The organism is Sphingobacterium cavernae (genome assembly GCF_008520265.1).
Lineage (GTDB): Bacteria > Bacteroidota > Bacteroidia > Sphingobacteriales > Sphingobacteriaceae > Sphingobacterium > Sphingobacterium cavernae.
In genome coordinates this window covers 83,363-96,318 of sequence record NZ_VIQM01000025.1, presented here as the reverse complement: position 1 = coordinate 96,318, position 12,956 = coordinate 83,363, and the positions used below count along the sequence as shown (strand labels likewise).

At 36.7% G+C, this 12,956-nt stretch carries 14 protein-coding genes; 7 read left to right on the top strand and 7 right to left on the bottom strand.

The features are described 5' to 3' along the window. Positions 1 to 27 precede the first annotated feature (27 nt). Genes FLS47_RS04255 through FLS47_RS04240 form a run of 4 tightly spaced genes read left to right on the top strand, consistent with a single transcriptional unit; the run spans position 28 to position 2,431 of the window. Positions 28 to 1,392: a DEAD/DEAH box helicase gene (locus FLS47_RS04255; protein WP_149913148.1), complete on the top strand. Its 1,365-nt coding sequence runs from the start codon at positions 28 to 30 to the stop codon at positions 1,390 to 1,392. Positions 1,393 to 1,394: 2 nt separating this feature from the next. Continuing rightward, a complete protein-coding gene (locus FLS47_RS04250; protein WP_149913147.1) occupies positions 1,395 to 1,634 on the top strand; it encodes a hypothetical protein in 240 nt (79 codons plus the stop codon). Then, positions 1,635 to 1,985, top strand: coding sequence for a gliding motility protein GldC (gldC, locus tag FLS47_RS04245; protein ID WP_149913146.1), 351 nt, complete (start codon positions 1,635 to 1,637; stop codon positions 1,983 to 1,985). It begins immediately after the preceding gene. Between the two features lie 38 nt (positions 1,986 to 2,023). Beyond that, complete coding sequence (locus FLS47_RS04240) at positions 2,024 to 2,431, top strand: EVE domain-containing protein (RefSeq protein WP_149913145.1); 408 nt, start codon at positions 2,024 to 2,026, stop codon at positions 2,429 to 2,431. Positions 2,432 to 2,473: 42 nt separating this feature from the next. Here the strand turns inward: FLS47_RS04240 and FLS47_RS04235 are convergent, their stop codons facing one another. From FLS47_RS04235 to FLS47_RS04205, 7 genes are all read right to left on the bottom strand, one after another. Next, positions 2,474 to 3,001, bottom strand: a complete 528-nt coding sequence (locus FLS47_RS04235) for an acyl-CoA thioesterase (protein WP_149913144.1) — start codon at positions 2,999 to 3,001, stop codon at positions 2,474 to 2,476. Next, entirely contained in the window at positions 3,002 to 3,913 is a 912-nt protein-coding gene (locus FLS47_RS04230) for an SDR family oxidoreductase (protein ID WP_149913143.1), read from the bottom strand. A 3-nt stretch (positions 3,914 to 3,916) separates the two neighbouring features. After that, complete coding sequence (locus FLS47_RS04225) at positions 3,917 to 4,858, bottom strand: M20/M25/M40 family metallo-hydrolase (RefSeq protein WP_149913142.1); 942 nt, start codon at positions 4,856 to 4,858, stop codon at positions 3,917 to 3,919. Positions 4,859 to 4,923: 65 nt separating this feature from the next. Further along, positions 4,924 to 5,574, bottom strand: coding sequence for a lipoprotein signal peptidase (locus FLS47_RS04220; RefSeq protein WP_149913141.1), 651 nt, complete (start codon positions 5,572 to 5,574; stop codon positions 4,924 to 4,926). A gap of 71 nt (positions 5,575 to 5,645) precedes the next feature. Beyond that, positions 5,646 to 6,032, bottom strand: coding sequence for a TraR/DksA family transcriptional regulator (locus tag FLS47_RS04215; RefSeq protein ID WP_149913140.1), 387 nt, complete (start codon positions 6,030 to 6,032; stop codon positions 5,646 to 5,648). Positions 6,033 to 6,035: 3 nt separating this feature from the next. Next, the gene (gene ileS, locus FLS47_RS04210; RefSeq protein ID WP_149913139.1) at positions 6,036 to 9,449 is read right to left on the bottom strand and encodes an isoleucine--tRNA ligase; all 3,414 of its coding nucleotides are present in this window, start codon (positions 9,447 to 9,449) and stop codon (positions 6,036 to 6,038) included. Positions 9,450 to 9,601: 152 nt separating this feature from the next. Beyond that, a complete protein-coding gene (locus tag FLS47_RS04205; RefSeq protein WP_149913138.1) occupies positions 9,602 to 9,955 on the bottom strand; it encodes a HesB/IscA family protein in 354 nt (117 codons plus the stop codon). Positions 9,956 to 10,056: 101 nt separating this feature from the next. Here FLS47_RS04205 and FLS47_RS04200 point away from each other — a divergent pair, with 101 nt between their 5' ends. The 3 genes from FLS47_RS04200 (at position 10,057) to FLS47_RS04190 (ending at position 12,859) form a co-directional block, all read left to right on the top strand. Next, entirely contained in the window at positions 10,057 to 10,584 is a 528-nt protein-coding gene (locus FLS47_RS04200; RefSeq protein ID WP_149913137.1) for a DUF7935 family protein, read from the top strand. A 162-nt stretch (positions 10,585 to 10,746) separates the two neighbouring features. After that, positions 10,747 to 12,018, top strand: coding sequence for a serine hydroxymethyltransferase (glyA, locus tag FLS47_RS04195; protein WP_149913136.1), 1,272 nt, complete (start codon positions 10,747 to 10,749; stop codon positions 12,016 to 12,018). Between the two features lie 250 nt (positions 12,019 to 12,268). After that, on the top strand, positions 12,269 to 12,859 hold the full coding sequence (locus FLS47_RS04190) for an RNA polymerase sigma factor (protein WP_149913135.1): 591 nt from the start codon (positions 12,269 to 12,271) through the stop codon (positions 12,857 to 12,859). The last annotated feature ends 97 nt before the right edge of the window (positions 12,860 to 12,956 follow it).

Below are 12,956 nucleotides of genomic sequence, written 5' to 3'. Positions count from 1 at the left end.
GTCGGAGCTTTTGCCTATCTTTGCAGGATGCAAGCATCATTCGAAGATTTCAAACTCAATAAACAAATACTTAATGCAATAGCCGAGGCTGGGTATGAAGTACCTACCGAAATTCAGCAAAAAGCTATTACACCTATCCTAGCAGGGCAGGACGTGATGGGTATTGCACAAACTGGAACAGGAAAAACTGCCGCTTTTGTGTTGCCTATGTTGATGAAGTTGAAATACGCTCAAGGCAATGACCCTCGTGCATTGATATTGACACCTACGCGTGAGCTCGCGATGCAAATCGAAGAAAGTATCAAAACATATTCTACCTATCTAGATTTACGTACGGTATTATTATTTGGAGGTTTAGGTCCTAAAACACAAAAAGAACAATTGGAAAAAGGTTGCGATATTATCGTAGCTACACCAGGTCGCTTTTTGGAACTATATTTAGAAGGTCATATCAATACGAAATCACTGAAATTCTTGGTGATGGATGAAGCGGATAAGATGATGGATATGGGGTTTATTTCCAAAATACATCGTATTCTTGAAGTGGTGCCGCGTAAGCGTCAAAACTTACTTTTCTCAGCGACAATGAGCGAATTGGTTCGCAAGATAGCTGGAGACTTTCTTGCTTTCCCAACGGTGATAGAAGTTACAGAACAAGCAACGCCAGCAATTAGTGTGTCCCAAGTTATGTATCACGCACCAAATCTTAAAACTAAAATTAATTTACTACAGCATTTGTTCCAAAATGATGAAGTCTTTCATCGTGTGATTATATTTTGTAAGACAAAAGAAGTAGCGGACAATGTGTATGCTTTTGTGGAACGAAAATATGGCGCTGAAAATGTACGCGTAATTCATGCCAATAAAGGACAGAATACACGTATTAACTCTATAAATGCTTTTAAATCTGGTGAAATTCGTTTTCTTGTAGCTACCGATGTTGCGGCTAGGGGATTGGATGTATCCAATGTGAGTCATGTTATCAACTTTGATGTGCCGATTATTATCGAAGACTATGTACACAGAATTGGTAGAACGGGACGTGCTTTCCAAAAAGGTGATTCTATTACATTCGCAAATGAAAGCGAAATGTATTATGTGGCGAAGATTGAAAAATTAATTAGACAGTCTATTCCTGTGGCTGAATTACCAGAAGATGTTTTTGTGGAGAAAACGCCTTATGAAGAGCGTCAAGCTATCGCTCGTGAGATTGATAACCAAAAGAAAAAGGATAATCCAGATTATCAAGGTGCATTCCACGAGAAAAAGCACGCCGCTAAAATTGAAGAGACTAGACGTATCAATGCGAAGAAAAAAGCTGGAAAATTAAAACGTCAACCTGTGAATAAGGATGGTGTGAAGAAAAAGGGAAAGAAATTTAAAAATACCTAACAGTGAAATTTACACCCTTAAATATCACATTGGCCGTCATATTGGTTTGGATTATTTCAGAATGGCAATCCGACCAAGAAATGATTTTTTCATGGGGATGGTTATTGTTGTTGGTCGTGGTGATTAGTTTAGTTGACTTAGCTTTCAGGCTAATATTTAAGGATATGAAAAAAGTGTGGTTCCTGCAAGTCGCTTTCATACTGATTGTAGGAATGTTGATGATTATATTGAAATTACAGTAAATGAAAACAGCAGAAATAAAATTGAACGTAGCATTGGATGAAAACAATGTGCCAGATACTATAAATTGGTCATCTACAGATGGACAAAACGAAGAATCTTTGCCTGCGAAAGCAATGTTCTTGGCTTTGTGGGATGCACAATATAAAAATTCCATGCGTATCGATCTTTGGACAAAGGATATGCCTTACGATGAAATGAAGCGTTTCTTCTATGAGACAATGCAAACTATGGGTGATTCATTTTTACGTGCTTCGGGAGGTGATCCAATGGCAGAAAAGGTAATTGGTGATTTGCGTGATTACTGTGCGCATTTCGCGGAGAAAATGGAAGTTCTAGAGCAACAAGGCTAATTCATAGATTTTTTACTTCTAACTTTTGACTTTTTAAAATGAATTATTTTTTAGTAAAATCGGAACCATTCAAATACAGTTGGGAACAGTTCAATAAGGATGGTCAAACCTTTTGGGATGGTGTTCGCAATTTTCAAGCGCGCAATAATATGAAAGCGATGAAAGTAGGAGATTTGGTTTTATTTTATCACAGTAATGAAGGTAAAGAGGTTGTGGGAATGGCAAAAGTGGTGAAGGAGTTTTACCAGGATCCTACTACCGAAGATCCAAGATGGGTAGTCGTAGATTTGGCACCTGTGGAAACATTTAAAAAGCCTGTTACACTAGAAATGGTTAAAGCAGACGAATTACTACAAGACGTCGCTTTAGTCAAACAAGGTCGACTATCAGTCATGCCACTGAAGCCAGAAGAGTTTGATCGCATTGTGGAATTAGGCAATACATAAAAACCATAAAGCCTTAGCTAGTCTGCTAAGGCTTTATGGTTTTTATCCTTTGTGATCGAAAAGTCCTACTATATTTTTTAACGCGGGTGCATTTTCGGGTTTTAATTTTCCTGCTAGTATTAAGCGCAACTCCCGACGTTGTAATGCCTCTTCGAAAAGTTGTTTTTCTTTATCCGTTTCTGGAATTAATTCAGGTACTACTTTTGGTTTTCCTTCTGGATCTAGTGCTACGAAAGTATAATAGGCTTCGTTACTTTTTTCTTTCGTTCCTTTTGGAAGATTTTGAGCGAATATTTCCATACGTACTTCGACAGATGAATTGAAAGCACGAGTTACTTGAGCTTGAATGGTAACCACTTCACCCAATTTGATAGAACGTTTGAAAGATACATTATCCACCGAAACTGTCACTACCACATTGCTACAATGTTTTTGTGCAGCCATAGCTGAGCATATATCCATCCAATACAATAGTCTTCCACCCATTAAGTTTCCAAATGTATTGGTGTCGTTGGGCAATACCAACTCATTCATTTCGGTATAGGATTCGTGTGCTTTTTTTGCTTCCATCTAGCTATTATATTTTTTTAACTGTTCTTCGATTTTGTGCAAAGATACAACAAAAGGTGTAGGCTTATAACTTAATATTTGTTCAGCTTTATTTAATATAAATCCAGTTTTGCGGGGCCTGTTTGTAGCCTGACCAATTTCAGCCGCTGTAATGGGGGTGATGAGCGTTTTATCATAGTTCCACGTGTCAGCTAATTTTTCTACAGCTTCTAAGACACTCATCATTTCATTGCCTGAAATGTGAAAAATTCCAGAGGCGTTTTTTTGCATAGCTAAATAACAAGCATCCGCTAAATCATCTACCCATGTGGGCATACGCCATTGATCCGAAACTACTTTTATACTTGCTCCATTTTCCAATTGCTTCTTTGCCCAAAGCACGAGATTGCTTCGGTTTTTGTCTGGAATAGCACCATAAACCAAAATTGTACGAAGTATAGCGGTTCCCTCATTGTTAGATAAGATAGCTTTTTCTGCGTCAATTTTACTTTGCCCATATTCATTTGTTGCTCTTATATCGTCTGTTTCTTTGTATGGGCCATTTTTTCCATCAAAGACAAAATCTGTAGACAGAAAAGTATAATGAATAGATAGTTTTTTACAAGTCTCTGCTAACTTTTTTGGTAATTCGACATTGATTTTTTGCGCCAATTCAGGTTGTTGTTCACACAGTTCCACACTAGTCAATGCTGCAGTGTGTAAGATATGAGTAGGCTGAAAATTTATGATAGCTTTTTCCAAAGCTTCATAATCCAACAGATCCAACTGTTGAAATGTATCGGCATTTAAATATGGATTTCTATTTTCAGATTTTGAAATACCTAAGACAGCTTTTATTTCGATATATTCAGAAAGTTTTTCGGAAAATTTTTGGCCTAAAAATCCATTAGAACCAGTTAGTAGTACACGCATATTTTAATTTGTCCAGATAAAATCCATTTTGTCTTGCAACATAGAGTTATCAATTACTTTTATTTCCAATTCTAATATTGCCTTCAAAGCTTCATAATCAATTTTGTCCGCATCATCGGTGGCTTTATGGTAATCATCATGACCACCAGTGTGAAAAAATAGTACAGGAATATTTTTCTTATAAAAAGAAGTTTGATCCGATCCACCATTTCCGTCTTTGCTTTTGTTGAATTTGATACTGCTGGTGACACCATCAAATATAGCTGGAAACTTAGAACTCGTGCCATAACCAATCACTGCTAACCCATTATCTGGATTGTAGCGACCAATCATATCCATATTGAGCATCCAGTGGATTTTTTCCAACGGGAGAGTGGGGTTTTCTGTCCAATATCTAGACCCAACTAGCCCTAATTCCTCAGCTGAGAAAGCAATAAATAGAATATTAAATTTCTCTTTAACCTTGTTGGTGCTGTAATATCTTGCTAATTCCAATAATCCAGCTACGCCAGAAGCATTATCATCTGCACCATTGTGAATATGTCCAATATGGGAAGTATCTCGAGTTCCACCAAAATCACCGTGTCCAAGGTGATCGTAATGTGCACCTACAACAATGGTGTAAGGCGCGTCATTGTCTAAAAAACCAATAATATTTTCAGCATGTCGAATACTATCTGGCACAATGACACGACGAACTTTAGCTTCGAAGGCTTGTCTGTATCCTTTTGTTCCCAGCGGTCTCAACTTGTATTTTTTGAATTCTTTCTCGATATATTTAGCAGATTTTGCTAGTTCTTTAGAACCTGTAGCACGCCCTTTCATTTTGTCGTCTGCCAAAAAACAGATGTGTTTTTTCAACCTATTGATTTCAATTTCCTGTGCGCTAAGTTTAAAACTTAATAAAAATAGGAGTGCTGTGAAGAGGAAAAAATGTCTTTTCATAAACTTATGTAGTTAGTGGTAAATATAATAACAAAGGGCTAGATTTCAATGTCTAGCCCTTTGTTTTAGTCTTCGCGAATTTCACTATGAGGTGTTTCTTTTTCTTGATGTTCTTCTTTGAAATATCTTTTCTGGAAGATTAATATTAGGAATACACCTACTGAAATAGCGGAGTCTGCTACATTAAAAACAGGTCTAAAAAACAGAAAGTCTTCGCCACCCCATATTGGAAACCAAGTTGGGAAAGTTCCATTTATTAATGGAAAATAAAACATATCTACGACTTTGCCATGAAGCAAGGATGCATATCCACCAGCTTCTGGAAATAAAGAGGCTTTCTCAAAATAAGTGCTTTCACTGAAAATAACACCGTAAAATACTGAATCAATTATATTACCAACGGCTCCAGCAAATATCAAAGCGACATTTAAAATAAAACCACGATTGTATTTATTCTGAATCATATAATGTAATCCGTAACCAATACCGCAAACGGCAATAATACGGAATACTGTTAAAAATAATTTGCCATATTCACCACCGAATTCCATGCCGTAGGCCATTCCTGGATTTTCGATAAAGTGGATTAATACTTTATCACTAATGATATGGAAATCTTGACCAATGGTCATATTTAATTTCACCCAAAACTTAGAGATTTGGTCTATTAATAGGATTATCGTAATTAGAACTAAGGGTTTAGTATAGCCTTTCATATTATTTTCATAAAATAGCCTTTACAATATAAGCATTGCAAAGGCTATTTTTCGCTTTTTAATTTTCGTGTTTAGTATTGCTTGTTTTTTGCCTCAATACTCAAAGTAGTATGAGGAACAGCTTTCAAACGCTCTTTTTGAATTAATTTACCTGTTTCTCTACAGATGCCGTAAGTTTTATTTTCAATACGTACAAGGGCAGCTTCTAGATTGTCCATGAACTTTCTTTGACGAGCAGCTAATTGATTTGTTTGCTCTTTCTCTAATGTAGCTGAACCATCCTCTAACGTCTTATAAGTACCTGCGGTATCATCTGTTCCGTTGGCATTACCTCCACTCAAAGTTTTGGTCAATGCATCAAGCTCTTCTCTAGCAATTCTCAATTTCTCAAGAATAATGCCTTTGAATTCTTGAAGCTCAACGTCGCTGTAACGTGTTTTTTCTGTATTTTCTCCCATAATCTAATATTTTTCGATTAATACCTCAAGTTTACTTTCATTGATCTCTATACTGTCGTTGGTGCTTAAAACATCCACAAAATCAAATGAATCAGCTAGTATTTCTGTGCAAATATACGATAAATTATTTTTGGCAGCTTCTTCGATCTCATTATTTCTACTTAGCTGAACTTTGATACGATCTGTTACCTCAAAGTTCTTCTCTTTACGTAGATTTTGAAGACGGTTGATTAATTCACGCGCAATGCCTTCTTGTTTTAATTCTGGCGTAATTTGGATGTCTAAAGCCACCGTTAAATTCCCCAAATTAGCAACTTGCCAGCCAGCTACGTCTTCTGCGATGATTTCAACATCTTCCAAAGTAATCGTATAGCTTGTGTCTGCAAGTGCTAATGATCCATTTTTCTCTAATGCTGTAATATCTTCTGCACCTAATGCTTGAATAGCTGTGCTAACAACTTTCATATCTTTACCGACTTTAGCACCTAATGCTTTGAAGTTTGGTTTGATTTTTTTCTTAATAATTCCCGTCGTATCCGTGATGAATTCAATGTCTTTGATATTTGTCTCCGACAAAATTAAATCTTTCACTTTTTCTACTTTTTCTTGGAATGCTGCATCCAATACAGGAACCAAGATTTTGCTTAATGGTTGACGTACGTTTATACCTACTTTTTTACGTAGTGACAATGTCAATGAAGAAATATCTTGTGCAATAGCCATTCTTTCTTCCAAAGCTTTGTCTACCAACTCCGTTTGATATGCAGGAAAGTCAGCCAAGTGCACCGACTCAAAGTTTTCTTTCTTCGTAGCATTGTTTAAATCCAAATACAATTGATCCGCGAAGAACGGCGAAACTGGTGCCATTAATTTCGCAATCGTATCCAAACACGTATACAATGTTTGATAAGCCGAAATCTTATCTTCTGTATATTCACCTTTCCAGAAACGACGACGACACAGACGCACGTACCAGTTACTCAAATGCTCATCCACAAAATTCTGTATAGCTCGAGCAGCTTTTGTTGGTTCGAAATCTGCATAGAATCCATCAACTTCTTTGCTCAAACTGTTCAACAAGGAAATAATCCACCTGTCGATTTCAGGACGATCTTCAATTGCAATTTCTGCTTCAGCGTAGCTGAATTTGTCGATGTTCGCATATAATGCGAAGAAAGCGTATGTGTTATATAATGTACCGAAGAATTTACGACGAACTTCATCTAAACCTTCATCGTTGAATTTCAAATTGTCCCAAGGAGATGCGTTGCTGATCATGTACCAACGTGTCGCATCTGCCGAATATTTATCAATAGTCGCAAATGGATCGACACCGTTTCCAAGACGTTTAGACATTTTGTTTCCATTTTTGTCTAATACCAATCCGTTAGAAACAACGTTTTTGAACGCTACCGAGCCACGAACCATTGTCGAAATAGCGTGAAGCGTAAAGAACCATCCACGAGTTTGGTCAACACCTTCCGCGATAAAATCCGCAGGAAATGCTGAATTATATTCCGATTTGAAAGGAAGAGGATCGCCAGCGGCTAATTTATCGTAATCTAATCCCCATTGTGCATAAGGCATCGCGCCTGAATCAAACCATACATCAATTAAGTCCAATTCACGGAACATTTTCTGTCCAGACTCTGAAACCAAAACAATATGGTCAACATAAGGACGGTGAAGATCTAATTTCTCTGAACCGAATTTATCTAAATACTCTTTGTTAACGGATTTTTCTTCAATTGTAAGAACATCTGATTCCAAAGAAGCTTCTAAATATTGTTTCAATTCTATCATCGAACCGATACAGATTTCTTCGTTTTCATCCTCCGTTCTCCAAATAGGAAGTGGTGTTCCCCAATATCTAGAACGTGACAAGTTCCAGTCTACTAAGTTTTCTAACCAGTTACCAAAACGGCCTGAACCTGTAGCTTCTGGTTTCCAATTGATTGTTTTGTTCAATTCTACCAATTTCTCTTTTACAGCAGTAGTTTTGATAAACCAACTATCCAAAGGATAATACAATACGGGTTTATCCGTACGCCAACAGTGCGGGTAGGTGTGTTCGTATTTCTTAACGTCGAACGCTTTGTTATCTTCTTTTAACTTGATCGCGATTAATACATCTGTCGGACGGAAGTCTTTATCAGCTCGTTCTTCTTCCGAATAGTATTCTTCTTTTACAAAACGACCTGCAAAATCAGTTACTTCTTTAACAAAACGACCAGTGCGATCAACTGTAGGTCCTTCTTTGCCATTTTCATCTTTTACCAAAATAGCTGGTACACCAGCTTCTTTGGCTACACGAAAGTCATCCGCACCGTAGGTAGGCGCGATGTGAACGATACCTGTACCATCTTCTGTCGTAACGAAATCACCAGGAATTACGCGGAAAGCTTTTTCCAATAATTCCTCAGAAGTAATATAAGGTAACAATTGGTGGTAACGTAAACCTACCAATTCGGCACCAGTAAATTCAGCTACTTGTTCCCAAGGAACGATTTTATCACCTACTTTGTAATCTTGGAATGAAGCGTTTTGTCCTTCAGCTTTGAAATGTTTGCTGATTAAGTTTTTTGCCAATACAACCGAAACTGGAGAACCAGTGTATTGGTTGAAAGTTTTGATTTTTACGTATTTAATTTTTGGACCTACTGCCAAAGCCGAGTTACTTGGCAATGTCCAAGGTGTAGTTGTCCATGCGATGAATGCTACATCTTCATCTGCTGATTCTACTAAGGTATTAATCAACGGATGAACTTGCAATTTGTCAACGCGGAATTCAGCAACGATAGTTGTGTCTTTTACATCTTTGTACGTGCCTGGTTGGTTCAATTCGTGTGAACTTAATCCTGTACCTGCGGCAGGTGAGTACGGCTGAATAGTGTAACCCTTGTACAAAAGACCTTTTTTGTATAAGTCTTTCAACAAGAACCATAATGTCTCGATATATTCGTTTTGATAAGTAATATATGGATTTTCCAGGTCCACCCAATACCCCATTTTTTCTGTTAAGTCATTCCATACATCTGTGTATTTCATGACCTCTTTGCGACAAGCATTGTTGTAGTCTTCAACAGAAATTTTCGTTCCTATATCTTCTTTGGTAATGCCTAAAGATTTCTCCACAGCCAACTCGATTGGGAGACCGTGCGTATCCCAACCACCTTTACGTTTTACTTGGTAACCTTTTAAAGTTTTATAACGACAGAAAATATCCTTAATCGTACGAGCCATTACGTGGTGAATGCCCGGCATACCATTCGCCGAAGGCGGACCTTCATAAAAAGTGTATGGTTTGCTTGCAGGACGATTCGAAATACTCTTTGCGAAGATATCCTCCGCACCCCAACGTCTTAAAACTTCCTTTCCGATTTCCGGTAAATTTAACTGCTTATATTCCTTGTACATCACGTATTTTATATCAATTTTTCAAAGGTCGCTAATTTAACGATTTAACTTTGAAAATGGAAGGTGAAAAAATCCCACTATTTGTTAGAAATCTACGTATACAAGAAAAGCACTTCAATCGAAGTGCTTTTCTTGTATGTAAAATAAAATTATTATGCAGAGAAACTCGAGCCGCAGCCGCAAGTACTAGTCGCATTAGGGTTGTTGAAAATAAAGCCACGTGCATCTAGGCCATTTTTGAAATCAACTTCCATACCTGCCAGATACATGCCGTGTGCCTTGTTCATAAAAATGCGAATTCCTTCGATTTCATACTCTGAATCGCCTTCTTTTTTCTGATCAAATCCCAAGATATAACTCATTCCTGAGCAGCCACCGCCTTCTACGCCTAGACGAAGACCAAATTCTGCACCTAACTCTTGTTGATCTATTAATTTTTTTAATTCTGCTACCGCGCCCGTAGTTAAAGTAACTGGACCTGTTGCTATTATATTTTCAGTACTCATAGTAATAACCTTTCCGAATTGATTGTTAAACAAAATTACATATTTTTAGACATTAAAAATCAACCTTATATTTTTTGACAATTTATAAACATTGAAATAAAATGGAATTTATCGAATTGCTAAAGCAATTATTTATCATTGGGTTCGGCGTATTGGTGGCATTAGTCTTAGCTTTTTATGTGATATGGCCCAAAGTTGAGAGCCTTTTTCTGAAAGTTAATGCTATTAATCATAATAAGGAGCTTGTTAAGAACACACAGCAATTGCAGTTTACAGCTTATGAACGATTGATATTGTTCGCTTATCGCATTACGCCCTACCAGGTTCTATTGCGAAATCATGCGCCAAATCTTACTATTGAGCAGTATAAACAAGCCATAATTCAGGATATTGAAAACGAATATCAGCATAATTTTACGCAACAACTTTATGTGTCGGATGCTGCTTGGACTGTTGTCAAAGATTTAAAAGATAGTACAATAACTTTGTTTAAAAATACCAGTAAAGTAGTTCAAGCTGATGCGACTACAGATACATATGTTGGGATGATCTTGAAGCATGTGTCCGAATTGGATGTAAATCCATACGAAGCGGCACAACTTATTCTAAAAAAGGAGCTTTCTGCCTAATAAAATTTTATTTTTTGAAAGAATCATATCTCTTTAATGAAGAATTTACTGTACATGCATTCTTTTGAAAAAGAAGTGTTAAAGAATTTAAAGAAAAGATAAGATAATCGTATATTTGCGACAAAATAAAGTGAATTACGCATCCAACAATAATTAAGTATAATGGAAAGAGATCAAGCCATCTTTAATCTAATCGCTGACGAGCTAAAACGCCAAGAAGAAGGTATCGAATTAATTGCTTCAGAAAACTTCGTAAGTAAACAAGTAATGGAAGCTGCAGGTTCTGTTTTGACAAACAAATATGCAGAAGGACTTCCAGGAAAACGCTATTACGGCGGTTGTGAGGTAGTTGATGAAATAGAAACTATCGCGATTGAAAGAGCTAAGAAATTATTCGGTGCAGAATGGGTTAACGTTCAGCCTCACTCTGGTGCACAAGCTAATGCAGCTGTATTTTTAGCTACTATTAAACCAGGTGATAAGATTTTAGGTTTAGATTTGTCGCATGGCGGTCACTTAACACATGGTTCTCCAGCAAACTTATCGGGTAAGATTTACCAACCATTATTCTACGGAGTAAAAGAAGAAACAGGTCTGATTGATTACGAATCTTTAGAAGAGACTGCATTACGCGAAAAACCAAAAATGATTATCTGTGGTGCTTCCGCATATTCTCGTGATTGGGACTACGCGCGTATTCGTAAAGTAGCTGATGAAATCGGTGCTTTATTAATGGCGGATATTTCGCACCCTGCGGGTCTTATTGCTAAAGGATTATTAGCAGATCCACTTCCGCACTGTCATATCGTGACGACAACTACGCACAAGACATTGCGTGGTCCTCGTGGTGGTATGATCATGGTAGGTAAAGATTTCGAAAACACTTGGGGAGCTAAAACTCCTAAAGGTGAAACTCGTACTATTACACAATTGTTAGATTTAGCGGTATTCCCAGGTACACAGGGTGGACCGTTGGAGCACACTATTGCAGCAAAAGCAATTGCTTACGGTGAGGCTTTGACTGATGAATACTTAGCATATGCTAAGCAAGTACAAGCAAATGCACAAGTATTAGCTAAATTCTTTATCGATAGAGATTACAAGATCATTTCTGGCGGTACAGATAACCACTTAATGTTAGTTGACTTACGCAATAAAGATATTTCGGGTAAAGAGGCAGAGGCTGTATTGGGTCAAGCAGGTATCACTACGAATAAAAACATGGTTCCTTTTGATACACGTTCTCCTTTTGTGACTTCAGGTGTTCGTTTTGGTACTGCAGCAATCACAACTCGTGGTGTTAAAGAAGCGGAAATGATTCAAATTGGTGAATTAATCGACGAAGCATTGGAAAATCGCGGTAATGAAGCTCAATTAAATGCTATTCACGGTAAAGTGAAAGATTTAATGGCAAAATTTCCATTATATAAGTAAGAGAATTGTAAATAAATAATTTTAAAAGCACCAAATCAAACTTTGGTGCTTTTTTGTTGTTAGTTTTATATCTAATGTGACTGTGAATTAATGTTAAATAAAAGCTAAGTCTTTTGAATTTATGTAGAATTTCTACTACTTTTATGCCTACAATTAGCTATTGAATTTTAAAACATAACTAAAACAAACGCTTATCGAAACACGCTTACTCTAAAATTAATTTTTGCTGTAACTTAAATAGGAAATTGTTATGAAAAATTTAAATAACATGACCGATCAACAACTGATTCATCTATATGCCAGTGGCGATGAGAATGGGTTGAAAATATTGATAGATCGATACAAGAGTAAGATATATACCTCAATATATATGCGTGTCAAAGATGAGTATGTCGCTGAAGATATATTTCAAGAGACATTCATTAAAGTTATTAATACGATCAAATCTGGAGGATACAATGAAGAAGGTAAATTTTTACCTTGGGTGGTTCGTATTGCTTACAATATGGTCATTGATTATTTCCGCAAGGAGAAACGTAGTCCTACAGTAATTACTGGGGATGGTTATGATATTTTTGAAATGATGGATTTTGCAGATGATGATGTGGAACGCAAAATGGTCAGAAATCAAGTGGATGTGGATTTGAAGAAACTTATACAGTTGTTGCCTGATGACCAAAAGGAAGTGCTTATAATGCGTCATTTTTGTGATATGAGCTTCAAAGATATAGCTGAAGTCACGGAGGTAAGTATTAATACAGCTTTAGGTAGAATGCGTTATGCGTTAAGTAATTTGAGAAGATTAATTGAAGAACATAATTTGAGTTTTCAGTATAATTAATATCATTGTGTGATACTAAAAAAGGATTTTCATTTCTGTGAAAATCCTTTTTTATTGCTGTTATTTTGACGGTGTTTTAGTATATTTGAGGTTCATC